This is a genomic window from Blautia caecimuris, assembly GCF_024622975.1.
GTDB lineage: Bacteria > Bacillota > Clostridia > Lachnospirales > Lachnospiraceae > Blautia_A > Blautia_A caecimuris.
On the sequence record NZ_JANJZT010000005.1, the window covers coordinates 156312 to 182676 of the forward strand.

Sequence of the window (26365 nt, forward strand, 5' to 3'; positions counted from 1 at the left end):
ATAAAAATTGTCCCTGCTTTCTTCTGTACTTGTCAGCAGGAAATCAGAGATTTTACCTCTTTAAAGATTTCCCGTTCTTTTTCAATGGCTGTTTCACTTCCGACAACACATACCGCATCATCGGAAAGGATCGCTTCGATCAGTGGAGCAAGTCCGCGGATATCCTCTACGTCTGCGCCAAGGATCTGATTTCTCTCTTTCTGCATCATTTCCTCTGTAACGCCGCAGAACCAGGCAGTTTTGGAAATACTTCCCTGCATCTGAGGTGTTCTGGGAACATCCTTTCCGCTTATGGTACCGATAATATATTTTGTCATTTCCCGCTCATCTGCCTGGAAATCACGGACATAAGCCGGAATTCCCTCATAAACATCCAGGGTACGTTTCAGATGGGGATCTCTGTAGGAAACAAAATAGCTTTCCCCGCTTCTCTTAAAGCCGCTCATACATCCATAAGCTCCGCCTTTTACACGAAGGTTCATCCAGAGATAATCATAGCTTAAAATCACTTTCAGAATATCCAGAGCTCCTGTGTATTCATAGCCTTTTTTGCGGAAGTTTCCGGTACGGGCTACATACTGAACCTGTCCGGATGTGGTAAATCCCTCGTTTTTCTTTTCACAGCTTATGGATTTTTCTGCGATGTCAACAAATTCTGTATGAAACGTATGCTTCAGAGCCTTCACCTGCTTCATGATCTCATCCAGAGACTCCCTTTCTCCTGTATAACTGATCTTCAGATATTCCGGCCGGAGAATTTCCGTCATAAGAGAATTCAGCTCTTTTACAAGCTCCTCTTTTCTGGTGTCAAAATTCTTTTCCAGCTCCTCGATAAACTGATAATAGGCAATACCGGACATTCCCTCCTGGAAAGCCGCCATAGGCGAGCTGTAGGAAGCGCCCCGAAGAACCGCTGTGCAGTGTCCTGCGCTTACCAGATTTGCCTGGGCTCTGGATTTTACTCTTGCAATGATCTCATAGAGACGCTTGGTATCCTCCAGGCTGGAAGTATTCAGGATCTCTCTGATCATACGGAACAGAACGTCAATTTTCGGATACATCACCTTTCCTCTTACAGAGAACATGGCGTCATAGTCCTCTGTAGAGTCCACATGATCAAACACCTCTATTCCAATGTTGATACCGCCGGTCTCGGCATTGATCTCATTGGACAGCTCTCCGTAAGTATAATGAGCAGTGTCTACATATCCAAGAACAGACTTCAGAAGACCCAGATATGGGACTTTTTCCGGCGCAAGGTCTTTCAGATCAAACATCAGATCAAGATATGCAATTCCGTTGGTGGGCACCTCATGATAAAGGAACAGGCTTCCGTCCACATCCAGAGGCTCATTGGAAAATCCTGCTGCTTCTTTGCGGATGTCCTCTCTTTTCAGCATGGGAATACATTTTTCTGCTCCCGGCTCCTCAGGTGCCTCCTGATAGGCCTCCAGAGCTTTTGTTTTCTGTACAAGCGCCTCTTTTTCCTCCTGAGAAAGACTTTCCAGATGAGCCTGAAGCTTCTCTTCCAGAGCTTTTTCCTTACGGGCAGCAAGACCTTTGGAGGGTACAAGAGTGATCACAGAACCATGGGTATTGTCCAGCAGATATTTTCGGATCAGCTCCTCAAAATATCCCTGTCCTGCCAGCTCCTTCAGCTTTTCAAACACAGGGAGAGCCTGAACCTGGGCAAAAGCTTTTTCATCACTGTACAGCCAGTTTCCAAACACTGCCAGACTGTACATCAGTCCCTTGGGCCAGGAAGAAAAATCAGCCTCTCTGTATCGGAATTCCATACAGTTGATACCTGCATCCAGAGCTTTTCTGTCAATTCCATTGGCTGCGATATCTTCAAGAGTGGTACGGATGATCTCTACAAACTTTTCTTTTTTGTCCGGGTCTGTTCCCTTTGCCACAATATCAAAATAAGGCTGCATGATTCCGTCATCATAGGAGCCATAAACGTCCATACCGATCTGAGCGTCCAGAAGAGCCTGTTTCAATGGGGCGCCCGGCGCGCTTAAAAGCGCATAATCCAGAACTTCAAAGGCAGTTCCTGTAAGAACATCAGAAGCGTCTCCCACTACGGTGCTGTAGGCAAGATAGGAATTTCCCTCTTCGCTCTCGCTTTCTGAAACCGGATATTCCATAACCAAATCCTTTCTTTTTTCAAAAGGCTCCTGTCTCCTGATCTCAGAATCCACATCCAGCCGCTCAAAAGCAGAAAGATAATGTTCGTCAATAAACGCCAGCTTTTCTGCCATATCCATATTTCCGTACAGATAAATGTAGCTGTTGGAAGGATGATAATAGGTCTTATGAAACTCCAGAAATTCCTCATAGGAAAGCTCCGGAATATGATCCGGATCACCGCCGGATTCACAGCCATAGGGGGTATCCGGAAACAGAGAATTCATGATTTCTCTTTCCAGAACTTCATCCGGAGAGGAAAAAGCTCCTTTCATTTCATTGTAGACAACTCCGTTATATTTCAGGGGGCCCTCCACGTTTTCAAGCTGATAGCTCCAGCCCTCCTGGCGGAAAATCTCTTCTTTTTTGTAAATATTCGGATAGAAAACAGCGTCCAGATACACATGCATCAGATTCTGGAAGTCCTGATCGTTGCAGCTTGCAACAGGATAGCAGGTCTTGTCCGGATAGGTCATTGCATTGAGAAATGTGTTAAGAGAGCCCTTTACCAGCTCCACAAAAGGATCTTTTAACGGAAATTCCCTGGAACCGCACAGTACGCTGTGCTCCAGAATGTGGGCAACGCCGGTGCTGTTTTTTGGCGGTGTACGAAATGCAATATTAAATACCTTGTTCTCATCATCATTCTCTATGAGCATAACTCTTGCGCCTGTTTTTTTATGGCGTAAAAGATATCCTGTGGAACGGATATCCTTCAGATTTTCTTCTTTGATAATGTCATAAGCAAAAATTCTGTCCTTATTCATAGTTGCCTCCGGTTTTTATTATTCATTATTGCTCTTTTAAGGCTGATTATTCCGGCAATCCTCCTTCTCCCGGAAACTGCAGTTCATACATTTCACGGGCGGCTTTTGTAAGAAGCTCAAGCTCCTTCTCCATACTGATATCCTTCGGAAGGCATACTGCTGTTTTGTAGATATCCTTCTGAAGCTTTGCCTTTGCATCATCCTCCTTGATGGTAATGATCCCGCACAGCATGGAATTATAAGAGCGGTCTGTTTTACAAAGATCCATATAAAGCTTTATCAGGTGACAGCATTCTCTGTAAAGAAGTTCCTTATGAAGCTCACTTTTATTGAGAAACTCTGTATATTTTACAGAATCCAGTTCCTTTCTGATCTCCTTCTGGGCGCTTTTTACTCCAAACCATCTGCTGCCTGCATTTTTATTAAATTCCATAGACATCCAGAATTTCAGATAGCCGTCTGCCACATTTGTTCCGTCATCCTTATAGCGGGCTTCCCAGATTTCCCGGCGGATCCCATTTGCCTCCATATCCTCACCGGATGCAAGAGCCTGCTCCAGAAGCGCCTTTCTCTTCCGGGGATCTGCCTCTCTGTAGTATTCTGCGATTGTGGGTGTATCCATAGTAATTTTCTCCTTTGATCCTGTGGTTTTATTCATTTTCATTACAGTATACAAGCTCTGTCTCTGCCAGACTCAGCGCTTCTTCGATCACTCTGTCCATATCCATGTAGCGGTACATGCCAAGCCTTCCGCCAAAAATCACATTTTTTTCTTCCAGAGCCCTGCGCTCATATTTGGCATACAGCTCATTGTTTGCAGGATCGTTGACCGGATAATAAGGTTCTGCGCCTTTTGTCCATTCCGCAGAATACTCCCGGGTGATCACTGTTTTTGGCTGCGTACCGAACTCAAAATGTTTGTGCTCAATGATCCTTGTATAAGGAACCTCATAATCGGTATAATTTACCACTGCATTTCCCTGATAATTAGCCATATCCAGCACTTCTGTCTCAAACCTGAGAGAACGATAATCCAGAGGGCCGTAGCAGTAATCATAAAACTCATCCAGCATACCTGTAAACACCACTTTTTCTGCCTGAGCGCAAAGCTCCTCTTTATTTGCAAAAAAGTCTGTTTTCAGGATAACCTGGGTTCCTTCAAGAAGCTTCCGGATAATTTCTGTATATCCGCCTTTTGGGATTCCCTGATAAGGATCCTTAAAGTAATTGTTGTCATAGGTATAGCGAAGAGGAAGACGCTTGATAATAAATGCAGGAAGTTCCCTGCACTCTCTTCCCCACTGTTTTCTGGTGTAGCCTTCGATCAGCTTTTCGTATACATCCTGTCCCACCAGAGCAAGCGCCTGTTCCTCCAGATTCCTGGGGTTTGTAATATGCATTCTGGAAATCTGTTCCCGGATTTTCGCCTCAGCTTCCGCCGGAGTGCGCACTCCCCACAGCTGATGGAAAGTATTCATATTAAAGGGAAGATTGTAAAGCTCGTCCTTATAGACAGCAATGGGAGAATTCACAAAATGGTTAAATTCTGCAAACTGATTCACATAATCCCACACGGTTTTATTGGATGTGTGAAAAATATGGGCGCCATATTTGTGAACCTGGATCCCCTCAATCTCTTCTGTATAAATATTTCCGCCAATGTGATCCCGCTTATCTATCACAAGGCAGGTTTTGCCGCATTTCACAGCCTCATGGGCAAACACAGAGCCGAAAAGCCCTGCTCCTACGATCAGGTAATCATATTTTTTCATGAAAAAACCCTCTTTCTTCTGAGTCATTATACCCTATAGTATAACAAATCAGGAAGAAAAAGGGTAGTCCTGTTTTATGACAGTCTTGTTTTGAAATCCTGGTATCCGAATCTTCTGATCAGCCGGAAATCCCCGGGATTTTCTTCCAGAACAATATCCGGAAGCGCCATTCCGTTAAAGGTATTATTTTTTACCATGGAATAAATGGCCATATCACCGAATTCCAGAATATCGCCGCATTTTAATTTCCAGTCAAAGGAATAATCTCCGATCACGTCTCCCGCCAGACAGGTAGGGCCTCCCAGACGGAAGGTAAAGGCTTTTTCTCCCGGCAGACCGGAGTCCTTGAGAGGGGGACGGTAAGGCATTTCCAGAACGTCCGGCATATGGCAGGCTGCAGAGGTATCCAAAATGGCAATGGACAGCTCGTTTTCCATAACCTCCAGTACTTCTGTCAAAAGGATTCCCGCATTCAGGGCAACGGCCTCCCCGGGCTCCAGATAAACCTGAACCCCATAGGTGTCCTGCACATGGCGGATACATTTTTTCAGAAGCTCTCTGTCATAATCCTCTCTGGTAATGTGATGGCCTCCGCCGAAATTAATCCATTTCATCCGGTGCATGTAAGGGCCGAACTGCTCTTCCACCGCTTTCAGGGTGTCAGAAAGGGCATCGGAATTCTGTTCGCACAGGGTATGAAAATGAAGCCCCTCAATTCCATCCAGTAATTCTTCTGTAATCTGATCGATGGCAGTTCCAAGCCTGGATCCCGGCGCACAGGGATCGTATATCTCATGTCCCTCCTGGGTGGAAAAGCGGGGATTGATCCGAAGCCCCGGGCTTTTGCCTCCTGCAAGGATCTGATCCTTATATTTTTTTACCTGAGCCGGTGAATTCAGGATAATGTGATCGCAGAGACGGATGATCTCCGGCATTTCCTCTTCTCTGTACGCAGGCGAAAAAATATGGTTTTCTTTTCCCAGCTCCTCTGCCGCCAGTCTTGCTTCAAAAAGCCCGCTGGCAGCAGCGCCGTTGAGATATTTTCCGATCAGAGGGTATACGGCAAACATGGAAAAGGCTTTCTGGGCAAGAAGAATCCGGCACCCGGTCTCCTGACAGATTTCCCTTAAAATCTCAAGATTTTTAATCAGCTTTTCTTTTTGGATCACATAACAGGGCGTTCTCAGTTCCTCTCTTTTCATTTTGCCAAAACAACCTCTCTGTCATTAATCTACCAGATCCGGGTTTTCTTTGATCTTCCACGGAAGTCCCCATTTATTCAGGGCATCCATAAACGGATCCGGATCAAACTCTTCAATGTTAAATACGCCAGGTCCCTGCCAGGTTCCTGTCATCAGCATCATGGTTCCGATCATTGCCGGAACACCGGTGGTATAAGCAACTGCCTGAGAGCCCACTTCCTTATAGCACTCCTGATGATCGCAGGTATTGTAAATGTAAATTGTCTTTTCTACGCCGTCTTTTTTACCTGTAAAAATACAGCCGATGTTTGTTTTGCCCTTTGTTCTCGGACCAAGAGAAGAAGGATCCGGAAGCACTGCCTTTAAGAACTGAAGCGGTATGATTTCTTTTCCCTCATACATGATCGGCTCAATAGAAGTCATTCCCACGTTTTCCAGGCAGCGGAGATGTGTGAGATAGCTTTCTCCGAAGGTCATAAAGAAGCGGATTCTTTTGATTCCCGGAATGTTAAGAGCCAGAGACTCAATTTCCTCGTGATGAAGAAGGTACATGTCTTTTTCGCCGATCTCCGGGAAATCGTAAACTCTCTTGATCTCCATTGGCTCTGTTTCTACCCAGTGGGCGTTCTCCCAGTAGGAGCCCTTTGCAGAAACCTCACGGATGTTGATCTCCGGGTTAAAGTTTGTGGCAAAAGGATATCCATGGTCGCCTGCATTGCAGTCCAGAATGTCAATGTAATTGATCTCATCAAAATAATGTTTCAGAGCATAGGCAGAAAATACACTTGTTACGCCAGGATCAAAGCCGCTTCCCAGAAGAGCTGTGATTCCTGCTTTTTCATAACGCTCCTTGTAAGCCCACTGCCATTTGTATTCAAATTTGGCTGTATCCTCCGGCTCATAGTTTGCAGTGTCCACATAGTGAACTCCTGTTTCCAGGCAGGCATCCATAATATGAAGATCCTGATACGGAAGCGCAAGATTTAAAACCACATCCGGCTGTACCTTGCGGATCAGAGCCACCAGCTCTTCCACATTGTCAGCATCCACCTGAGCAGTTGTGATCTTTGTTTTTGTAGTTCCCTGAAGCTTTTCTTTCAGCGCGTCGCATTTGGATACTGTACGGCTTGCAATGCAGATTTCCTCAAAGACTTCGCTGTTCTGGCAGCATTTGTGAATTGCTACGGAAGCAACGCCTCCGCATCCGATAATTAACGCTTTTCCCATGAATGGTTCCTCCTTAAATATGTAAATATTAGTTTTTTATTTTTTCAGCGCAAGAAGCATCTCCCGGATGATCTTGCACGCAACTGCTGTTGACATTCCGCTGTGGTCGCAGGGAGGACAGAGTTCATTGACGTCGCAGCCTATGATGTTCAGGCTGTTGCATACCTCTGTGACATTTTTCATCAGGGTGAGAAAATCAACGCCTCCCGGCTCCGGCGTTCCGGTTCCCGGAAATACGGAAGGGTCCAGAACATCCAGATCAACAGTAAAATAAACAGGCTTTCCTTTCAGCTCCGGCAAAATCCCCGGAAGATCATCAAGAGTAAAAGGATGAAAATCCGTATGACCGGATCTTGCCCAGTCAAACTCGCTCTTTTCTCCGGAGCGTATTCCAAACTGGTGGATCCGTCCGTCACCCAGAATATCCCAGCACAGTCTGATAACAGCCGCGTGGGACAGCTTTACCCCAAGATAATCCTCTCTCAGATCTGTGTGAGCGTCCAGATGGATGATATGAAGCTCCGGATACTGCCTGGCCGCCGCACGCACGGCTCCCAGTGTCACCAGATGCTCTCCGCCGATCATAAAAGGCAGTTTTTTATCCTTCAGGATGGTCTCTGCTGTTTTTTCAATCTCAGAAAGAACAAGCTCAGAATCTCCTATGGCAAGCTCCAGATCTCCCAGATCAAAGATCCGGCAGTCCTCAAGGTCTCTGTCCTGATAAGGACTGTAGGTTTCCAGCCCGTAAGAATCATTCCTTACCGCCTGTCCTGCAAATCGCGTTCCCGGACGGAAGGAAGTGGTGGAATCAAAAGGCGCCCCGTAAAGCACAATGTCCGCTTCCTCATATCCGGCATCACAGCCAATAAAGTTCATTACTGATTTATTCAACATCTTCCAAAAGCTCCTCCACATATACCGGAAGGGCAAACACTCCGGCATGTAATCTTGGTTCGTAATATCTTGTATGGATTCCTTTCAGCTTCCAGGCCACTCCGTTCAGATCCGTAAGAGGATGGTATTTCTTTGAGGCAAACCCAAACAGCCAGTGCCCGGAGGGATAAGAGGGCAGATGAGCCTGATATACCCTGCAGATCGGGAAGGTTTCCAGAATACGCTTGTGCATTCTCTGACACTGAAAGGCTTCCTCTGTATAAAAAGGACTTTCATTCTGATTGATCATGATTCCGTCCTCCCGGAGAGCACCGAAACAGTTCCCGTAGAATTCCTTTGTAAAAAGTCCCTCTCCCAGGCCAAAAGGATTGGGAGAGTCAATGATAATCAGATCATAGCAGTCTGTTTTTGACCGCACAAACCTGAGGCCGTCCTCGTGGAAAATCTGTACTCTGGGATCATTCAGGCTGCAGGCGATCTGAGGCAGGTACTTCCGGCACACCTCCACAAGAAGAGGATCGATCTCCACCATGTCGATATGCTCGATCTCCTCATACTTTACAAGCTCCCGGACAACGCCGCCGTCTCCTCCTCCGATTACCAGAACGTCCTTTACAAGAGGATGGACTGCCATTGGAACATGGGTGATCATTTCATGATAAATAAATTCATCCTTTTCTGTCAGAGTCAGATCTCCGTCCACAACAAGGATTTTGCCGAACTCCTTCGAGTCCAGCACATCAATCTGCTGAAATTCACTTTGAGCGCTGAAAAGCTGTTCTCTCACCCGGATAGAAAGCTTCACATCCTCTGTGTGTTCGTCAGAAAACCACATTTCCATGGCACTACTCTCCCTTCACTACATTGAGATTCTCAATTTTTTCATCCTCAGGTCCTGTCATGGAGCAGCCCTTATCCTTGGCATAAAGGATATACTCTATAATCTGGCCTGTGATCTTTTCTCCCGGAGCAAGAATGGGAATTCCCGGAGGATAGCACATGACAAATTCCCCGCAGATCCTTCCCTCTGTCTTTTCCACAGGGAGTGATTCTTTTTCTGAATAAAAAGATTCCTGAGGCGTCATCACAACCTGAGGGGAGAGATATTCCTGAGTAAGCATACCTGTCTTGTCCTTCTGGTATCTTCTCTTAATATCTGCAAGGGCGCTGACAAGACGCTCCACCTCCTGCTTTCTGTCCCCGATAGACAGATACGCCAGCATATTTCCAATATCTCCGAACTCAATCTGGATATCGTAATCGTCTCTTAAAATATCATAAACCTCGATTCCTGCCAGTCCGATCTCCAGTGTATGCACGGACAGCTTGGTGGGGTCAAAATCGTAAATGCTGTCCTGGTTGATCAGCTCGTTCCCAAAGGCATAATATCCTCCGATCCGGTTGATCTCTGTTCTGGCATATTCAGCCAGCTCCGCCACCCTCTGAAAGGACTCCTTTCCCCGAAGGGCAAGATTCCTTCTGGAAATATCAAGGCTTGAAAGAAGCAGGTAAGAAGCACTTGTTGTCTGGGTAAGGTTGATGATCTGACGCACATAGCCGGGATGCATATTTTTTCCGATCAGAAGGAAAGAGCTCTGGGTAAGGCTTCCCCCTGATTTATGCATACTGACAGAGGCCATATCCGCTCCTGCATCCATGGCATTAACCGGAAAGCCTTCTCCGAAATAAAAATGTGTGCCGTGGGCCTCGTCTACCAGAACCTTCATATTCCTGTCATGGGCAAGCTTTACGATCTCCCGGAGATTGGAACAGATTCCATAATAAGTAGGATTGTTTACAAACACAGCCACTGCATCAGGATTTTCCTGAATGGCTTTCTCTACCTGTTCCAGCTTCATTCCCAGCGAAATACCAAGCCGGTTGTCCACATCCGGATTTACATAGATCGGTGTGGCTCCGCACAGTACAAGAGCGTTGATCACGCTTCTGTGTACGTTTCTGGGCAAAATAATCTTGTCGCCCTTCTTACAGCAGGTAAGAATCATGGTCTGAACCGAGGATGTTGTTCCCCCAACCATAAGAAATGCGCCTGCCGCGCCAAATGCTTCTGCTGCAAGCTGTTCTGCCTCCTTGATCACAGAAACCGGATGGCAGAGATTATCAAGGGGTTTCATAGAGTTTACGTCTATACTGACGCACTGACTTCCAAGTAAATTTACCAGTTCCGGATTTCCCCTTCCGTGTTTATGTCCCGGAACATCAAAGGGAACGATCCTCATTCTCCGGAATTGTTCCAGTGCCTCGTAAATTGGAGCCTTTTCCTGCGACATGTTTCAGCCTCCCTCCCGAAATTCATAGGAAATCCATTATTAAAACAAGTACTGTATTTTCCTATGGAACAAAAAAACGCAGGCAGGCGCATAACTTTGCATCTGCTTGCGTTTATTATCTTTATTCTTATAATTTCTTCTATATAATGTAAATTTTAATTATAAAAAACAGATAATGGATTAGAGTCTATATAGCAAATATTTTTACTTTTACTACTCTTATTGACCGTTTCACAAGTTATGCATGCGATACGCATACCGGTTATAAAGTAACCAACTTATAAAATTCGAGCTTCTAACTCAATCAATAATGCAGTTCCCTGGACTGCGTAAAATATTTGCATGGAAGACTTTCCTGACTGTTTTCCATACGTGTATATTTATACCATAAAACGACTTTATTTTCAAGAACTTTCTAAAAAAATCATTCTGGGTGATGGAATTTTACCAGTCTGTTTTATTCCGGAATAACTTATAATGCATTTATTCCAATTTAAGTCCCCTGTTTCCTGTATTTGCCCTGAATTTAAAGGATTTTCCGGCTTTTCCCGTTATTCCGGATCTATGAACATGGCGTCCCCAAAGCTGAAGAAACGGTACCGCTCTTTTACTGCCTCCTCATAGGCAGCCATGATCCGGTCTTTTCCTGCAAGAGCAGAAACCAGCATCATCAGCGTGGACTCCGGCAGGTGGAAATTGGTGATCAGACCATCGATCATTTTAAACTGATAACCCGGATAAATAAAGATTTCTGTCCAGCCGCTTCCCGGGTGGAGAACACCGTCTTCATCTGTAGCGGATTCCAGGGTACGGCAGCTTGTGGTTCCTACGGAGATCACACGGCCTCCCTGTTTCTTTGTGTCATTGATCAGCTTTGCCTGATCCTCTTCCACCACATAAAATTCCGAGTGCATGTGGTGATTTTCCACATCGTCTACTTTTACCGGACGGAAGGTTCCAAGCCCCACATGAAGGGTCACATGAGCAATTTTTACCCCCTTTTCCTGCACCTTCTGAAGAAGCTCCTGAGTAAAATGGAGACCGGCTGTAGGAGCTGCCGCAGAACCGTCATTTTTTGCATAAACGGTCTGATAACGGTTCTTATCCTCTAATTTATGAGTAATGTACGGAGGCAGGGGCATTTCTCCCAGCTGATCCAGAATTTCCTCAAAAATCCCTTCGTACTGAAACTGGATCAGACGGTTTCCCTCTTCCACCACATCAATGATCTCACCTTTCAGAATCCCGTCTCCAAAAACGAGCTTTGCGCCAGGACGGGCTTTTTTGCCCGGTTTTACCAGACATTCCCAGATATCATTTTCCTTCCGTTTCAGAAGAAGAATCTCTATAAGCGCTCCGGTTTCTTCCTTGTGTCCATAAAGCCGGGCCGGAATTACCCGGGTGTCATTGACAACCAGGCAGTCTCCCTCTTTCAGATAATCCAGAATATCCGTAAAATGACGGTGCTCCACGCTTCCGTCCTTCATGGAAAGATGAAGAAGTCTGGAAGAGCTTCTGTCCTCCAGAGGATCCTGCGCGATCAGCTCCTGTGGAAGATCATAATAAAAATCTGATGTTTTCATAATACTACTCCTTATCTTCTGCCTTCTGGCTTTCTTCCTTCCATTGCTTTCTCCACTGGCGGATCTGATTCCATTCCTTATTTGAAAGATCTGCCTTTTTCAGAAGATCCGGACGCCATCTGGCAGTACGGTAAATGGACTGCTCTCTTCTCCAGGCCTCTACATTGGCATGATGTCCGGAAAGAAGAACAGGAGGCACTTTTTTCTCATGCCAGATTTCCGGTCTGCTGTACTGAGGATATTCCAGAAGACTGCCGGAAAAGGATTCCGTTTCACCGGATTCCTGATTGGTAAGAACCCCCGGAACCATACGGGAAATAGAATCCATCATCACCATGGCCGGAAGCTCACCTCCGGTAAGCACATAATCTCCGATAGAAACATAATCCGTGACAATCTCCTCAAGAACCCTCTCGTCAATTCCCTCGTAATGACCGCAGAGAAAAACAAGATCCTTTTCTTCTGCAAAATCCTTTGCCATTTCCTGGTTAAAAACCTTTCCCTGAGGGGTCAGATAAATAACCCTTGGCTGATACCCGATCTTTTTTTCAACAGATTCATAGGCAAGATACACAGGCTCTGCCTGCATCAGCATTCCGGCGCCGCCTCCATAAGGATAATCGTCAACCTTCTGATGCTTATTAAATGCATAGTCCCGGATATTAACTGCTTCGATATCCAGAAAGCCGCCTGCCATGGCCCGGCCGATAATACTGGTATTCATCCCGTCCCGGATCATGTCCGGAAAAAGCGTCAGCACATGAAAATTCATTATATCAGCCCTTTCATCAAATGTATGGTCATAACATTCTTCTCCAGATCCACGTCCAGAATACATTCCCTGATAGCCGGCAGAAGAACCTCGCCATGTTCCGCAGAATCAATAATATAAACATCATTGGCGCCTGTTTCCATTACATCTTTTAATGTGCCGAATTCCTGTCCGTCCTCCAGGACAACTGACATTCCCAGAAGATCCGCAATATAATATTCATCCTCTTCCAGCTCCTGTCCCTCTTCCCGTGGGATCCAGAGATCACGGCCTTTATATTTTTCAATGTCGTTAATGTTATCGACACCCTTAAATTTCAGAATTACAAGATTTTTAAAAAACTTTACATTTTTAATCTCAAGCTTTCGAAGCTCTCTTCCGGTATCCAGAAGCACATAATCAAGCTCCAGAAAACGTTCCGGCTCATCTGTTGTGGGGTATACCTTTACCTCGCCCCTGACGCCGTGAGTAGTGGTGATCACACCAACCTTCAGTAAATCTTCCATAAATAAAACTCCCTGTAGTTAAAGAAGGAGCTATGTTTCCACAGCTCCTGTTTCTTACTTATGATATTGCGAAAGCCCTGTTTACTGCAGGATATCCACAATCACTTTTTTGCTGCTCTTTGAAGAAGCGGCCTTCACTACGGTACGGATCGCTTTGGCAATACGTCCCTGTCTTCCGATGACCTTGCCCATGTCAGCCGGTCCCACCTTCAGTTCAATAATAACTGCATCTTCCTTTTCGTTTTCGGTGACAACCACCTCGTCCGGATGATCTACAAGAGATTTTGCAATTACTTCTACCAGTTTTTTCATTACATACCTCCCTGCACTGCATTCTGCAGGACTTCTACAGTAATAGGAAAAAATACCCTCTCCGGTATTTCTTATTTCTCAATTCCGGCTGCTTTCAGGATCTTAGCAACAACTTCTGTAGGCTGAGCACCTGCTGCAAGCCATTTCTTAGCAGCTTCCTCATCTACTTTGTATGCGCTTGGCTCAAGGTTCGGATCATAAGTACCGATCTCTGCGATGCATTTTCCATCACGTTTGCAACGGGAATCTGCAACTACGATTCTATAAAAAGGTGCCTTCTTCTGTCCCATTCTTCTTAATCTGATTTTTACTGCCATTTTTGTTTTCCTCCATTTATCTCTTTTCTTTTTTTGTTAATTTATATTAAAAGGGAAGCTTAAAGCCGCCTCTTTTACCCATTTTACCGCCCATCATTCCGGGCATCTGTTTCATCATTTTCTTGCTCTGCTCAAACTGCTTTACAAGACGGTTGACCTCCGCTATATCCACCCCCGCGCCTCTGGCAATACGGTTTTTGCGGGATACATTCAGGATTGCCGGATTTGTCCGCTCCTGAGGCGTCATGGAAAGAATGATCGACTTGGTGCGCTCCAGCGCGCTTTCATCTACCATCCCTTCAATATCCTTCATCTTGCTGCCCACTCCCGGAAGCATATTCAGGATACTGCCGATTCCTCCCATTTTTTTCATCTGTTCCATACTGGTGAGATAGTCGTTAAAGTCAAAATCCATTTTTTTGAGCTTTTTCTGCATCTCAGCAGCCTGTTCCTGATCAATGGCAGCCTCGGCCTTTTCGATGAGACTCATAACATCGCCCATTCCAAGGATTCTGGAAGCCATTCTCTCCGGATAAAACTGTTCCAGATCAGAAAGCTTTTCGCCCATACCCACATAGAGGATCGGCTTTCCTGTTACTGCCTTAATGGAAAGCGCCGCACCGCCTCTGGTGTCACCGTCCATCTTGGTAAGGATCACTCCGTCAATTCCTACTTTATCTGTAAAGGTCTTTGCCACATTTACAGCATCCTGACCGGTCATTGCATCTACGATCAGAAGAGTGGCATCCACCTGTACATTCGCCTTGATATCAGCAAGCTCCTGCATCATATCCTCATCTACATGAAGACGTCCTGCAGTATCCAGAAGCACAACATTCTGCTGATTTGCTTTTGCATGCTCCACTGCTGCCTTTGCAATATTTACAGGGTTCTGTTTATCTCCCATGGAAAATACTTCCACGCCCTGTTTTTCACCATTGACCTGAAGCTGAGTAATCGCAGCCGGTCTGTAAACATCACAGGCAACCAGAAGCGGACGCTTGCCCTTTGATTTCAGCTTGCCAGCAAGCTTGGCAACTGTTGTTGTCTTACCTGCACCCTGAAGACCTGCCATCATAAGAACCGTAATGTCATTGCCCGGTTTGATCGGCAGCTCTGTTGTCTCGCTTCCCATCAGATTCACAAGCTCTTCATTTACGATCTTGATAACCATCTGTCCTGGATTCAGTCCGTTCATTACGTCCTGTCCCACTGCGCGCTCCTGAACAGCTTTGGTGAACTGCTTTACAACCCGAAAGTTTACATCAGCCTCCAGAAGAGCCATTTTGACCTCTTTCAGAGCGATCTTAACATCTTCCTCTGTAAGACGTCCTTTTCCTCTAAGCTTTTTAAATACATTTTGTAATTTTTCTGTCAAGCTCTCAAACGCCATGCTTTATAACTCCTCTAATATCTCTTTGGAAATTTCTGTAATCTCCCGGTCATGATACTTCTCTGCAATCTGGCTGATTCTCTGAACCTGCTTCTTAATACAGAGAAATTTTTCTACCAGATGCAGTTTCTTTTCATACTCTTCCAGAGTATGATTGCAGCGCCGGATCATGTCGTGAACGCCCTGACGGCTGATCCCAAGCTCCTCCGCTACTTCACTGAGGGAAAAATCTTCCAGTACCACGCTTTCATATACCTGCTGCTGGCGCTCTGTAAGAAGCTCCCCGTAAAAATCATATAATAATGTCTGCTCTACAAACTTCTCCATCTGATAATCACCTTGTGTATCATACCCTATATGGCTGCCGGTGTCAAGTATTTTTTCTTTACAAACTTATGTTTGTGTTATTTCGTCTTTGCTTATCTGCTGTAAAATCAAAGAATTTCTATTTTTCCTGTTTTCGGCTTACACTGTCTTATTTCTTCTTAAATTTTTAATTTGTCACAGACTACTAGGATGTTTTGCTTTTCGGGGATGCAATTCCCATTGTAAATACATAACCCGCTTTTCTATATCTGGTCGAAGGTGTAAAAATGTCTGATACCAAAAGTAAATAAATATAGAGGTTTTACTCCAGCATTTGTATATGCAATTTTCCGGAAGATCAGCACAAATCTAAAGGAATGAAGAACCGTCTTTGTTTTGTCAGGGCGGTTTTCTTCGTTTTCTGCTTGTATCCTGCTTCCAGATGTGCTATATTGATAATAGAAAAAGGGAAAGCCAGAACACACGGCCTACCCTTAAACAATCAGCAACTTACCTTTTTACAAGGTCAGCCGTTCACTATTTGCGGTAGTGGGCGGCTATTTTCTTCCCTTGAAGATCTCGTAAATGAGACTGGCAAGGGCAACCAACAAGATATCTATCTGGATTAAATCCGAATATGTAACATACATTGGCATCGCCCTCCTTTCCTCTTTGGTCTGGAGGGTTAGCCCCTCCGAAATGGAGGGCAGGCCGCCTTTTATGTGCTCTGACTTTCCATAATGCCAGTATAGCACACTTTTCCTTTAGCAGGCAATCAATTATTTCCAGTTATTTTCGATTTGGACAGAAGGAATTATTTTCTCAGCAATCGCACAAAATTCTGCTCCCAAAACCCTTTTCTTTGTCCCTATCGAAATCTGTACAAAATCCTATTTTTAATTCCCAGACACCGTATAAACACGGCATTTTTCAAAAAAACATGTCAAAATTTTTTCTTTACAAACTTTTGTTCCCTACACCCAGTCTCCGGGATGTTCTGCGTCAAAGTCAAACACAAATCTCTCATAGGCATTGATCACATGAGTGTCCTGGTACTTATCGTAGCGCTTATGCTTTCTTCCATACGACATATGCACATGCCCGTGAAGGAAATATTTCGGACGGTACTTTTCCATCAGCTTCAAAAACGCCTTAAATCCCTGATGCGGCAGATCTCTTCCATCGTTCAGCTGATATGCCGGAGCATGAGTAACCAGAATGTCAAACCCTCTCCTCCACAAAAGCTTTGGAAACAGCTTAAAGATTCTTCGTCGCATCTCTCTTTCCGTAAACTGATAAATCCCGGGTTTATACCGCATGGAGCCGCCCAGCCCCAGGATCCTGACCCCCTCATGCACATAAATGGTATCATCAATGCAGATACACCCGTCCGGCGGAATCCTTTCATATTTATCGTCATGATTCCCATGAACATAAAGGACAGGCGCGGAAGTAAAGGTTGCAAGAAATGACAGATATCGTGGGTCCAGATCCCCGCATGAAATAATAAGATCAATCCCCTCCAGTTTACTTTTCTCAAAAAAATCCCACAGGTACTTTGATTCTTCATCTGCGATCGCAAGTATTTTCATATTACTGTCCCTTCTCCACGCCCTGCTGCAATGTGACAGGCTTTGCCTGCTCCGTAAGCTGCCAGCTTTTCGGAATGGAACCAATTACATTATCTGCCAGCCAGTCCATGGTAATGATCTCTTCCGGAGACAGACTTCCCTGAGGATCATCCCGAATCACACCATTCTGTGAATAAAGCACGCCGGAAAACGGATTAAATTCTCCGCGGCTGATAGTCTCTTTCAGAAGCTCCACAAGGTGCTGGGTTCCTGTCGGAAGTGTATGAGAACAGATCACATCTACAACGTTGGAGGACATTCCCCACCAGTAGTTAATGGCTTTCTTTTCTGAGCTGCTGTCGTCATATTTCCAGGTTCCGTTCATAACAGTGCGGATCAGCTCCTCATAAAATTTACCCCAGTGCCACAAAGGCATGGCAAGGTTATGCGGCATTCCGTTTTCCATACGGTACAGCCCAAAGTATCTGGACGCATCTTCCGGAATCACCATATCACGTCCTGATACCACAGAAACCTCCTTTTCCCGGATTCTCTCCATGACCTGACCAAGATCATCATCCTTTAAGGTTGACCACTCCAGATATACCTTTGCCCTTGGATTCACCATGGCAGCACCCAGCGCAAAGGCATTGATATTTGCAATAGTTCCAAAAATAGGATAGTCCGCGATGTAGGCAAGTCTGCCGTTTTCGGACATTGCCCCTGCAATTGCGCCCATCAGGAATTTTGCCTCGTGCATTCTCGCATAATAAGTCCGGATATACCGGTGTGATGTATTCAGAGAACAGTTCAGTATCCTGATATCAGGATTTGCAATCGCTACCTGGACACTTGCCTGAACAAAGGCGGGAGTTGTGGTAAAGATCATATTGCAGCCCTTTGCAATGGCGTCTGCAATAGCTTTTTCCGCAAGCTCCGGAACGATGTTTTCATAGCACATGGTAGTAACTTCATCCGGAAATGTCTGTTCCAGATGAAGACGCCCCAGTTCATGAGCATAGGTCCATGCGGAGGAACCGGGAGTTTTCGCATAGATAAAGGCAATCTTCAGCTTGGTGGAGCCTGTGAGAAGTCTGCTGAGCAAAGGCTTCTTTTCCCTGTTGGGATCCATCTTCAGATCGATCTCGTTGTCATGCTCCAGAAGCTTAAATTCCTCCCAGCTTTTATTGACAAGCTGCTTCAGCTCTGCAACAGTTTTGCGGCATACGGCCTGATAGCCGTAAACAGTAATAAAGGCAAGAAAAGCATCCCCGGCTGTAATGGAAAGCTTTTTTCCTCCTGCTGCCTCAAACTCCAGAGCAAATCTGGAATAAACAGAGCTGAAATTCAGTTTGTCATCATCATCCCAGACCTCTTTTGGTCCTTTCCCAATCAGGTTCTGCAGTCTGGCAAAGCTTCCCTCCTTTGTAAACCATATGTAGTTTACTTTGGATAGCTCGTAAAAGTCCACAAACTCATAATAAATCTTATTTTCCTTTTCTTCTGTTTTCGGCGGAAGGATACGGGTAACAACACCCGGAACAGAAACAGCGTCATAGTACTTCAGAACACTGACCCTTTTATTTCCTTCCTCCACATAAAATTTATTCATGTATTCATAGGCCTTGATCGGGTCACGAATCCCTTCGTTTACATGACTTTCTCCAAGAACTGCCCACTTATAGGCAAATTCTGTATTTTCACGCAGAATGGGCATAAAATTCCCTGCAAAGGCATTGCTTCTGGATTCTGTTTTTGTTCCCACAATCTGCTCCATGGGAATCTGAACCAGTCCCAGAGAAACTTCTGAACAGGATCCCCGGGCAGGCAGAATATCGTCCAGCACCTCTAACGTAGGCTTTTCTCCCTTCATCATTCTGGCCTGATAATCTTTTTTTCCAAGCTTATACGCCTTGTTATACTCTTCCAGCATTTATGTATCCCTCCAATACTTTCACTGTATTTATTTTTCTGCATTTCTTTTTTATAAATATACCCCAGCTCCCTTTCTGACGCAAGCGTAAAAATACCAGAAAAATCCTCCTGTCTCAGTCAGTATGACGGATTTTCTCTTATAGCTTCCGTCATTTCAAAGCGCCTCCGGTAATGGTGTTCTGCAAAAATATGTTCTTGCCATTTTTATTTGTATAGAGTATTCTTTATATTAGAAAGATTTATTTAAGGAGGATTCTTTATGGAAAAATCAAAAGTATACTATACCAGCATGAGAACCGGATTTGACAACGGACTTCTGGACAAACTGAAACGCCTGATCAAAAAGGCCGGTATCGAAAACATTGATTTTGACGGAAAATATACTGCCATTAAAATGCACTTCGGAGAGCCCGGCAATCTGGCATTTCTCCGTCCCAATTATGCAAAAGTAGTTGCGGATACTGTAAAAGAGCTTGGCGGAAAGCCGTTTCTTACAGACTGCAACACCCTTTATGTAGGCGGACGCAAAAATGCTCTGGATCATATAGAAAGTGCTTATGTAAACGGCTTTTCGCCACTTTCCACCGGCTGCCATATCATTATCGGAGATGGTCTGAAAGGCACGGACGAAGTATATATCCCTGTAGAAGGCGGAGAATATGTAAAAGAGGCAAAAATCGGACGTGCGATCATGGATGCGGATGTGTTTATCTCTCTGGCCCACTTTAAAGGTCACGAGGCTACCGGCTTTGGCGGAACCCTGAAAAATATCGGAATGGGCTGCGGCTCCCGGGCCGGAAAAATGGAAATGCACAGCGCCGGAAAGCCTCATGTAGAGGAAGAGCTGTGCATCGGCTGCCACCGCTGCGAAAAGATCTGCGCTCATGATGCGCCTCAGTTTAAAGACAAAAAAGCTTCCATCGACCACAACAAATGCGTAGGCTGCGGAAGATGTATCGGTGTCTGTCCAAAAGATGCCATCGTTGCAGCCTCTGACGAATCCAATGATATCCTGAACTGCAAAATCGCAGAATACACAAAGGCTGTTGTTGACGGACGCCCTGCTTTTTACATTAACCTGGTGATCGACGTATCTCCTTACTGTGACTGCCACGCCGAAAACGACGCAGCCATTGTTCCGGATGTGGGATTCTTTGCCTCCTTTGACCCGGTGGCTCTTGACATTGCATGCGCAGATGCAGTAAATGCCCAGCCGGTGATCTCCAATACCTGCCTTTCTGAAGCAGACCACGAAGGTCACGACCACTTCGGAGCCATGTTTCCCACCACAGACTGGAGAACCTGCATTGAACATGCCAAAAAGATCGGCCTTGGCACAGATGAATATGAGCTGGTTGTAGTCAAATAAATACAATCGAGGAGGTAAATAATAGTCAAGCATGGATGGACATCCTAACTTGGCTATTATTTGATTAGAAAAGATTTGATTCAAAACTTTCGCCATTCTCCAATAACCTTTTCTGCTACAGGCAAGTTCTTTTGCTTTCCAATGTTCCATTCCTAATGCTTTCAGCATTCGATACTTTGTCTTTATTTTCTTCCATTGTTTTCAATAGACAGCCCGAATCCTACGCCTTGCCCATTCATCCGTTGTTTTGAGAAGCCCTTTCATATCTGCTCGTTATTACTGACGGATTTCATACTCTGTTTTCATCCGCTGACGAGACCTCCTTTGGTACCACATATCACTTTCTCTCCATCTATCTGCCACATCTACTACAGTTAATTCCGAGTAGTTATTGGACTTTAGTTTGTTTCGCAACCTTATCCTTAACTATAGCCTCATGTGATTTCTATTCGTCAGACCAGAAATTTGCCATCCGACTTCCTTCAGATTCCACCTCACGATGGACACCCTTGTCATTAGCTGTATCCTTCCCACTATTAGGGACTTTCACCCCTTATGACTTTTATATAAGTTACAACGCTACCTTTTCGGTACAGGAGCTTCCGTTTTGCGGTCAGACGGATGATATAATCCTGATCCATAACAAAGACTCCTTTTCCAAACAATGCTACCACACGCTTTATAGCTGAAAAAGTAATCCTATTTATAAATCAGAACACATCAGAAGCAATGATTGTCCTTATTGCAGAAATTGCTTCTTTATATCCAACCGGATGATGCTGAAAATAGGTAGTGATTGCTTCATAGTCAGAACGGTAAACTTCATCTTTAATTATTTTCTCAAGAATTTCAGAAATCACTACTCCTTCCTGAGCAGACGGACAAATTGAAAGTTTTGCCCGGTGTAAGCGAATTTCTGATACCAGCTCTTTATATTCCTCTGTCAAATTCCACCCTTAAAAACGCAGTCCGGTACTTCCTCTGACAGCAGTTTTAAAATCATAGTTACATAATAATCTTTTTCTACAATTGCTATCGGCTGACTTTGTGATTCTGCTGTTGCTTCAATAACATCTTTAAATAATTCCTTATCCTCATGCAAAAACATCAAAAACCCTCATTTCGTACATATTTTTATAAATACGTTCCGGATACTTTTTAATATATTGATCTACTTCTTCTCGGCTGATTCCCTCGTTTTGAATATAAGTTTTTACTCTCGAATACGAATCCTCCATATCCTCATCTGCGTATTGCGTGATATTGCTCAACAAATCTAACAGCTGTAAAGTACGATAGTTTTTTTCTGTAATAATAATTCGTGACTTTCGCAATACAATTTTTCTTCCTTTCATGTCAATTTCCCTAAAACGGGAACTGGCATTGTTAGATACAATCTCAACCACATATGGAACTTGTGTCGTAATCCCCAATTGATTTGCAAATGTATAGCCGGAATAATAACCTTCCACTCTACCATTTCTATAAATATATTTTGCTCTTGCAACCACATCTGCCCCTAATGGTACACCACCCTTTAACCGACTCTGCCTGGGAATATAATAAACACCCTTATCAAAGCGATTAATTTTACCGGAATCACACAACTCTTTAAACATTTTTCGGAGATTAACAGCTGATACTGGAAGCTGGACATCAGAAACAAATATCGGTTCATTCGGTTTATAATTCTCTTCTAAGTATTCGTACAGCATTCTTTTCCCTCCTTTGTCACAACTTTTTACAATAATTGTTCATTTTCGTTACTTCTATTATATTGCGCATCTGCATCCCTTGTCAATAGTCCAATCACAAGCATTTTTCTATTATGTACTTCCGGTTTTTTATAAATCAATTCTCACACCATAGACATACAGTCGATATAGTTCTGCGTTATCCTTAATATTATATCCGGAATTTCTGCTCTTCAGTAAAAAATATATTTTCATCTCAGATTCTCTTTCTTCAATATTTTTTCTGATTAAATGTGCATTTATACTGAGACTTTCCGGATATCCATTATGTAAACTCTTAAATCTTTAGTTGTATACTCCGTCTGAGCAGGAGGATTCGGCAATTATCGTAAGTGCTTAAATTTTTCACCTATATAAAAAGGACGTGGCGTTACTCCACGTTCTTTTTATAATTCCTATTCTAATCTCTCTTAAAAATATCTCTTGTATATACCTTTGCCTTCACATCATCCAAGCATGCATCATAACGATTGGCAATAATTGCCTGACTTTGCTTCTTAAACTCTTCCAGGTTATTTACAACTTTGCTTCCAAAGAAAGTACTTCCATCTTCCAAGGTTGGCTCATAAATGATAACAGAAGCCCCTTTTGCTTTAACCCTCTTCATAACACCCTGAATGGATGACTGACGGAAATTATCTGAATTGGACTTCATCGTCAGACGATACACGCCGATTACTACTTCTTTTTCCATAGAAGCATCGTAAATATTCTCATCTCCATAAGCATAATATCCGGCCTTCTGCAAAACACGGTCTGCTATAAAATCCTTTCTTGTACGATTGGATTCTACAATGGCTGACATCATATTCTGAGGAACATCATCATAGTTTGCCAGAAGCTGCTTGGTATCTTTTGGCAGACAGTAACCGCCATATCCAAAGGATGGATTATTATAGTGTGCACCAATACGAGGATCCAAACACACTCCATCTATAATCTGCTGAGTATTCAGCCCTTTCATTTCTGCATAAGTATCCAGCTCATTAAAATATGAAACTCGAAGCGCCAGATATGTATTAGCAAAAAGTTTTACTGCCTCTGCCTCAGTAAATCCCATAATTAACGTATCAATATTTTCTTTTATAGCGCCTTCCTGCAAAAGTGCTGCAAAAGTATTCGCAGCTTTTACAAGCCGGGCATTTTCTACATCAGTTCCAACAATAATTCTGGAAGGATAAAGATTATCATATAATGCCTTTGATTCACGCAAAAATTCCGGACTGAAAATAATATTGTCACAATGGAATTTTTCCCTTACACTTGCTGTATATCCTACAGGAATGGTGGATTTAATCACCATAACTGCATCCGGGTTATATTTAATAACCAGTTCTATCACTGCCTCTACTGCAGAAGTGTCAAAAAAATTCTTACTGCTATCATAGTTAGTGGGTGCTGCAATAACCACAAAATCTGCATCTTTATACGCTGATTCTGCATCCAATGTAGCTGTTAAATCCAATTCCTTCTCAGCAAAATATTTTTCTATATACTCATCCTGAATAGGACTAATCCTTTTATTAATCTTTTCTACCTTTTCCGGAAGTATGTCAACAGCCATAACCTGATGGTGCTGTGACAACAGCGTGGCTATTGATAAACCAACGTAACCTGTTCCTGCTACTGCAATTTTCATCTTTGCTCTTCCTTTCTATCTTCTTTTAATTTTTATACTGCTGCGTAACTTCAGTAACTGAACCTTTCGTAATGTTATAAAATATCTGTCATAATTCTATTGTAAGCGCTTAATCGGTTCTTTCCATACTTAGTTGAATTTAACGTGAAAGAGTTCTCCGAATAGCACTTTCGCTTTCAATAGTTCAAAACTGTTTCGACCATACATTACCCGTTTTATGACTTTGATTTTATTTACACTGCCTTCTGCTAAGCCATTATTATACGAATATATAATTCCATTTTTTACAGCTGTTATATCCTTTTTTATGCCGTTCATGAATGTTTGAAGTTCAGGGATATCATATTTTTGTGCTGCATTGATCCATTCATCTAATTTTGTAGGATTTTTAGAGAATATGACATTACAAAAGTCTTTGGTTAATGTATATAACTCACTCAATAAAGGATATTTTTTTAATACTTCCTGATACTGTTTGACAGTGATTGTGCCAATATCCTCGAGTTTTTTATAAACCAACTGGCATAAGGATTTCCTTTGCACATATTCAGAATGCGGCTTTTCTGTTTCATTCTGTTCATGCATTCGTGTTCTTTCTTTTTGCATAAACATTCGTAACGAAGCTACACTGCCAGTATATCCCTTTTTATAAATAATATCATGTATTTGGGGATACGTTAATCCCTGACTCCTGAGTTTTATTACCTCGTTCTCATATGGAGCTAATTTTCTTGGAATTCGAACATTATAGTGACCATTTGTAACTGAAAAATCAGGATTTAAATAATTCTGTATAGTCTTATGGGCACGGTGCATCTGAGATGCAATCTGCTCAATCGGATATCCTGCCAAAGCCATTTCTCTTGCTTCTTTTATTTCCTGTTCTTTTTGTTTTATTGCCAGCTGGTGTTGCCGTTCCCTGGCAATTTCCTTGCTTTCTGGAATCTGGTCTTCTGGAATCGCAAGATACTTTTGGATTGTTTTAGGTGATGAATGTAACAATAATGCTATATCCGATATGGTCAGTCCTTCCCTGCGTTTTTCATGGGCGAATTTTATACGCAATGACCGGTTTGCAGTGTTATATAATGCTTTCATTTCATCCGTAACGCTTTCTGTTAATGGTATTTCAACCCTTGCAGGAAACTCACGAAATATATATTTACAGATAACTTCCGAAAGTCCCTTTATCAAGTGAAAACGGTCACTAATCTGTATGACATCAGGATGAGAATTTGTAGCAGCGGATGCGTATGTAATGGCTCCATCCCTTGAAATAACTTCGATATTGTGAAACGTTTTCAGCCAGTTGCAGACATCATTTGTATCTCTTGACGGAATCATATCAACAATCCGATGATTTTCCAAATTTATCATAACTGTTCCATAAGAAAATCTTTTACGGAGAGCAAAGTCATCCACACATACCATTTTTACAGAAGATTTATCCACAATGGATGGCATTTTTTTTAAGCAGAGCACAGATGCTGCTTTTGCAAACTGAAATATTTTCGCTTTTTAAAAGTTTAGAAGCATTCAACGAGCTTAGTTGGGATGATGTATATAAAATATTTTGGATTAACCTGTTCGTTTTTTTCGATTTAGCAGCCACAAATGGATGTTTCTCGGAAAAAGTTTTATGAGAACAGTCCAGATTCATACATCGCATTTTCCTGGTATCTACCAACAGAATGACCTTTTTTCCTTGCATAGGAAGATCTTGAATTTCTCTTTCATAAATAGAATGAACTTTAGATGTTTTTCTTCCACAAAACGGACATTCTAATTCAGTTATTGTTGATGCAATATGAAAAATCACTTTATCTTCTTTTATGCGATATTGTATTAGTTCATAGGCTGGGTCAAGTAACTTAATAAATTCGTCCATATAAATATCCCTCTTGGTAAATATATTTTGAATGTATTATATAACTTTAACACATCAATTTCAACTAAGTGCGGAAAGAACCGCTTAATTTTTAGGTATGATAGAAAAATCCCCGACTACTTTTCAGTAGTCGGAGCACCTTGACAATTCACATATGATTGATTTGATCCGTTTGCACGACGTTCGATTTCAGCTTTGACGGTTTCCTTCCATGGAGCCAGAAGTTCTAATTCATCATCACTCATTCTATCATCAGGTAGTTTTTCCAGCAGATAAGTAAGATAGTGATAGACGTTTACGCCATTGGCTTTTGCCATCTCTACCATTGTGTACACGATAGCGCTGGCCTGGGCTCCGTTTGGTGTGTCACAGAACAGCCAGTTTTTACGGCCTACTGTAAACGGACGGATCGCATTTTCACTGAGATTATTAGAAAAACTGCAGCGCCCGTCTTCGAGATAGGTAGTCAGATAGGAGCGGCGGTTCTGAATGTAGGTGACAGCTTTATCCATTCTGCTTCCACGGGTAGGGTTCTGCTGATCAAGCCACGACAAAAAGCCTTCTACTACCGGCTTTTCTTTTTCAAGGCGAGCCTTTTTTATAGCATCGAAGGAAGAATACTTTGATCTGATCACATCTTCCAGATGGAAGAGCTGGTTAATGTACAGCATTCCCTG

General features: G+C 43.3%; 25 protein-coding genes. 1 reads left to right on the forward strand and 24 read right to left on the reverse strand.

Going from position 1 to position 26365, the window contains the following annotated elements:
• Positions 1–32 precede the first annotated feature (32 nt).
• The 17 genes from NSA57_RS05335 to NSA57_RS05415 all read right to left on the reverse strand — a co-directional run bounded on the left by NSA57_RS05335 (position 33) and on the right by NSA57_RS05415 (position 19036).
• On the reverse strand, positions 33–2957 hold the full coding sequence (locus NSA57_RS05335) for an insulinase family protein (protein ID WP_257464227.1): 2925 nt from the start codon (positions 2955–2957) through the stop codon (positions 33–35).
• Between the two features lie 46 nt (positions 2958–3003).
• Positions 3004–3579 carry a DUF6553 family protein gene (locus tag NSA57_RS05340; protein WP_022068395.1) on the reverse strand — a complete coding sequence of 192 codons (576 nt, stop codon included), beginning with the start codon at positions 3577–3579 and terminating at the stop codon, positions 3004–3006.
• A gap of 28 nt (positions 3580–3607) precedes the next feature.
• A complete protein-coding gene (gene glf / locus NSA57_RS05345) occupies positions 3608–4729 on the reverse strand; it encodes a UDP-galactopyranose mutase (RefSeq protein ID WP_257464228.1) in 1122 nt (373 codons plus the stop codon).
• 74 nt (positions 4730–4803) lie between these two features.
• A complete protein-coding gene (gene nspC / locus NSA57_RS05350; protein WP_257464231.1) occupies positions 4804–5931 on the reverse strand; it encodes a carboxynorspermidine decarboxylase in 1128 nt (375 codons plus the stop codon).
• 24 nt (positions 5932–5955) lie between these two features.
• The gene (locus tag NSA57_RS05355) at positions 5956–7158 is read right to left on the reverse strand and encodes a saccharopine dehydrogenase family protein (protein WP_257464232.1); all 1203 of its coding nucleotides are present in this window, start codon (positions 7156–7158) and stop codon (positions 5956–5958) included.
• Positions 7159–7194: 36 nt separating this feature from the next.
• Positions 7195–8052, reverse strand: coding sequence for an agmatinase (gene speB, locus NSA57_RS05360; protein WP_257464233.1), 858 nt, complete (start codon positions 8050–8052; stop codon positions 7195–7197).
• On the reverse strand, positions 8042–8893 hold the full coding sequence (gene speE / locus NSA57_RS05365) for a polyamine aminopropyltransferase (RefSeq protein WP_022068400.1): 852 nt from the start codon (positions 8891–8893) through the stop codon (positions 8042–8044). The genes speB and speE overlap by 11 nt, the downstream gene beginning before the upstream one ends.
• 4 nt (positions 8894–8897) lie before the next feature.
• A complete protein-coding gene (locus NSA57_RS05370; protein WP_147600171.1) occupies positions 8898–10343 on the reverse strand; it encodes an aminotransferase class I/II-fold pyridoxal phosphate-dependent enzyme in 1446 nt (481 codons plus the stop codon).
• Positions 10344–10894: 551 nt separating this feature from the next.
• Positions 10895–11926, reverse strand: a complete 1032-nt coding sequence (queA, locus tag NSA57_RS05375) for a tRNA preQ1(34) S-adenosylmethionine ribosyltransferase-isomerase QueA (RefSeq protein WP_147600170.1) — start codon at positions 11924–11926, stop codon at positions 10895–10897.
• Positions 11927–11930: 4 nt separating this feature from the next.
• Entirely contained in the window at positions 11931–12698 is a 768-nt protein-coding gene (trmD, locus tag NSA57_RS05380) for a tRNA (guanosine(37)-N1)-methyltransferase TrmD (protein WP_257464234.1), read from the reverse strand.
• Complete coding sequence (gene rimM, locus NSA57_RS05385; RefSeq protein ID WP_257464235.1) at positions 12698–13204, reverse strand: ribosome maturation factor RimM; 507 nt, start codon at positions 13202–13204, stop codon at positions 12698–12700. Before rimM ends, trmD begins: the two co-directional genes overlap by 1 nt.
• Positions 13205–13285: 81 nt before the next feature.
• Positions 13286–13516 (reverse strand): KH domain-containing protein, encoded by a 231-nt coding sequence (locus NSA57_RS05390; RefSeq protein WP_022068405.1) that lies wholly within the window; start codon positions 13514–13516, stop codon positions 13286–13288.
• 71 nt (positions 13517–13587) lie between these two features.
• Positions 13588–13833 carry a 30S ribosomal protein S16 gene (gene rpsP / locus NSA57_RS05395; RefSeq protein WP_022068406.1) on the reverse strand — a complete coding sequence of 82 codons (246 nt, stop codon included), beginning with the start codon at positions 13831–13833 and terminating at the stop codon, positions 13588–13590.
• A 46-nt stretch (positions 13834–13879) separates the two neighbouring features.
• Positions 13880–15226 carry a signal recognition particle protein gene (gene ffh / locus NSA57_RS05400; RefSeq protein ID WP_022068407.1) on the reverse strand — a complete coding sequence of 449 codons (1347 nt, stop codon included), beginning with the start codon at positions 15224–15226 and terminating at the stop codon, positions 13880–13882.
• A 3-nt stretch (positions 15227–15229) separates the two neighbouring features.
• Positions 15230–15553, reverse strand: coding sequence for a YlxM family DNA-binding protein (gene ylxM / locus NSA57_RS05405; RefSeq protein ID WP_257464236.1), 324 nt, complete (start codon positions 15551–15553; stop codon positions 15230–15232).
• A 953-nt stretch (positions 15554–16506) separates the two neighbouring features.
• Positions 16507–17124 (reverse strand): metallophosphoesterase family protein, encoded by a 618-nt coding sequence (locus NSA57_RS05410; protein WP_022068409.1) that lies wholly within the window; start codon positions 17122–17124, stop codon positions 16507–16509.
• Position 17125: 1 nt separating this feature from the next.
• Positions 17126–19036 carry a BMP family ABC transporter substrate-binding protein gene (locus NSA57_RS05415; protein ID WP_257464237.1) on the reverse strand — a complete coding sequence of 637 codons (1911 nt, stop codon included), beginning with the start codon at positions 19034–19036 and terminating at the stop codon, positions 17126–17128.
• Between the two features lie 261 nt (positions 19037–19297).
• Between NSA57_RS05415 and NSA57_RS05420 the strand changes: the two genes are divergently transcribed.
• Positions 19298–20407 carry a DUF362 domain-containing protein gene (locus NSA57_RS05420; RefSeq protein WP_147600164.1) on the forward strand — a complete coding sequence of 370 codons (1110 nt, stop codon included), beginning with the start codon at positions 19298–19300 and terminating at the stop codon, positions 20405–20407.
• Between the two features lie 710 nt (positions 20408–21117).
• Here the strand turns inward: NSA57_RS05420 and NSA57_RS05425 are convergent.
• From NSA57_RS05425 to NSA57_RS05455, 7 genes are all read right to left on the reverse strand, one after another.
• Positions 21118–21354, reverse strand: a complete 237-nt coding sequence (locus NSA57_RS05425; RefSeq protein WP_257464238.1) for a hypothetical protein — start codon at positions 21352–21354, stop codon at positions 21118–21120.
• On the reverse strand, positions 21351–21515 hold the full coding sequence (locus NSA57_RS05430) for a hypothetical protein (RefSeq protein ID WP_173752176.1): 165 nt from the start codon (positions 21513–21515) through the stop codon (positions 21351–21353). The genes NSA57_RS05425 and NSA57_RS05430 overlap by 4 nt, the downstream gene beginning before the upstream one ends.
• Positions 21502–22122: a DUF6088 family protein gene (locus NSA57_RS05435; protein WP_257464239.1), complete on the reverse strand. Its 621-nt coding sequence runs from the start codon at positions 22120–22122 to the stop codon at positions 21502–21504. Before NSA57_RS05435 ends, NSA57_RS05430 begins: the two co-directional genes overlap by 14 nt.
• Before the next feature lie 439 nt (positions 22123–22561).
• Positions 22562–23800 (reverse strand): nucleotide sugar dehydrogenase, encoded by a 1239-nt coding sequence (locus NSA57_RS05440; protein WP_257464240.1) that lies wholly within the window; start codon positions 23798–23800, stop codon positions 22562–22564.
• Positions 23801–23929: 129 nt separating this feature from the next.
• A complete protein-coding gene (locus NSA57_RS05445; RefSeq protein ID WP_257464241.1) occupies positions 23930–25282 on the reverse strand; it encodes an ISL3 family transposase in 1353 nt (450 codons plus the stop codon).
• Entirely contained in the window at positions 25245–25688 is a 444-nt protein-coding gene (locus tag NSA57_RS05450; protein ID WP_257464242.1) for a transposase family protein, read from the reverse strand. The genes NSA57_RS05445 and NSA57_RS05450 overlap by 38 nt, the downstream gene beginning before the upstream one ends.
• Positions 25689–25804: 116 nt before the next feature.
• On the reverse strand, positions 25805–26365 hold a 561-nt coding region (locus NSA57_RS05455; RefSeq protein ID WP_257464243.1), incomplete at its 5' end, for an IS66 family transposase.

Bases quoted from the DNA above. Each gene is read 5' to 3' on its own strand.
- NSA57_RS05420 (WP_147600164.1), top strand. From the start codon at position 19,298: ATGGAAAAATCAAAAGTATACTATACCAGCATGAGAACCGGATTTGAC.
- trmD (WP_257464234.1), bottom strand. From the start codon at position 12,698: ATGAATTTTCATGTGCTGACGCTTTTTCCGGACATGATCCGGGACGGG.
- NSA57_RS05340 (WP_022068395.1), bottom strand. From the start codon at position 3,579: ATGGATACACCCACAATCGCAGAATACTACAGAGAGGCAGATCCCCGG.
- NSA57_RS05370 (WP_147600171.1), bottom strand. From the start codon at position 10,343: ATGTCGCAGGAAAAGGCTCCAATTTACGAGGCACTGGAACAATTCCGG.
- NSA57_RS05440 (WP_257464240.1), bottom strand. From the start codon at position 23,800: ATGAAAATTGCAGTAGCAGGAACAGGTTACGTTGGTTTATCAATAGCC.
- nspC (WP_257464231.1), bottom strand. From the start codon at position 5,931: ATGAAAAGAGAGGAACTGAGAACGCCCTGTTATGTGATCCAAAAAGAA.
- rimM (WP_257464235.1), bottom strand. From the start codon at position 13,204: ATGGAAGATTTACTGAAGGTTGGTGTGATCACCACTACTCACGGCGTC.
- speB (WP_257464233.1), bottom strand. From the start codon at position 8,052: ATGTTGAATAAATCAGTAATGAACTTTATTGGCTGTGATGCCGGATAT.
- ffh (WP_022068407.1), bottom strand. From the start codon at position 15,226: ATGGCGTTTGAGAGCTTGACAGAAAAATTACAAAATGTATTTAAAAAG.
- NSA57_RS05410 (WP_022068409.1), bottom strand. From the start codon at position 17,124: ATGAAAATACTTGCGATCGCAGATGAAGAATCAAAGTACCTGTGGGAT.
- NSA57_RS05390 (WP_022068405.1), bottom strand. From the start codon at position 13,516: ATGAAAAAACTGGTAGAAGTAATTGCAAAATCTCTTGTAGATCATCCG.
- rpsP (WP_022068406.1), bottom strand. From the start codon at position 13,833: ATGGCAGTAAAAATCAGATTAAGAAGAATGGGACAGAAGAAGGCACCT.
- glf (WP_257464228.1), bottom strand. From the start codon at position 4,729: ATGAAAAAATATGATTACCTGATCGTAGGAGCAGGGCTTTTCGGCTCT.
- queA (WP_147600170.1), bottom strand. From the start codon at position 11,926: ATGAAAACATCAGATTTTTATTATGATCTTCCACAGGAGCTGATCGCG.
- NSA57_RS05450 (WP_257464242.1), bottom strand. From the start codon at position 25,688: ATGGACGAATTTATTAAGTTACTTGACCCAGCCTATGAACTAATACAA.
- speE (WP_022068400.1), bottom strand. From the start codon at position 8,893: ATGGAAATGTGGTTTTCTGACGAACACACAGAGGATGTGAAGCTTTCT.
- ylxM (WP_257464236.1), bottom strand. From the start codon at position 15,553: ATGGAGAAGTTTGTAGAGCAGACATTATTATATGATTTTTACGGGGAG.
- NSA57_RS05355 (WP_257464232.1), bottom strand. From the start codon at position 7,158: ATGGGAAAAGCGTTAATTATCGGATGCGGAGGCGTTGCTTCCGTAGCA.
- NSA57_RS05435 (WP_257464239.1), bottom strand. From the start codon at position 22,122: ATGCTGTACGAATACTTAGAAGAGAATTATAAACCGAATGAACCGATA.
- NSA57_RS05335 (WP_257464227.1), bottom strand. From the start codon at position 2,957: ATGAATAAGGACAGAATTTTTGCTTATGACATTATCAAAGAAGAAAAT.
- NSA57_RS05415 (WP_257464237.1), bottom strand. From the start codon at position 19,036: ATGCTGGAAGAGTATAACAAGGCGTATAAGCTTGGAAAAAAAGATTAT.
- NSA57_RS05430 (WP_173752176.1), bottom strand. From the start codon at position 21,515: ATGTTTTTGCATGAGGATAAGGAATTATTTAAAGATGTTATTGAAGCA.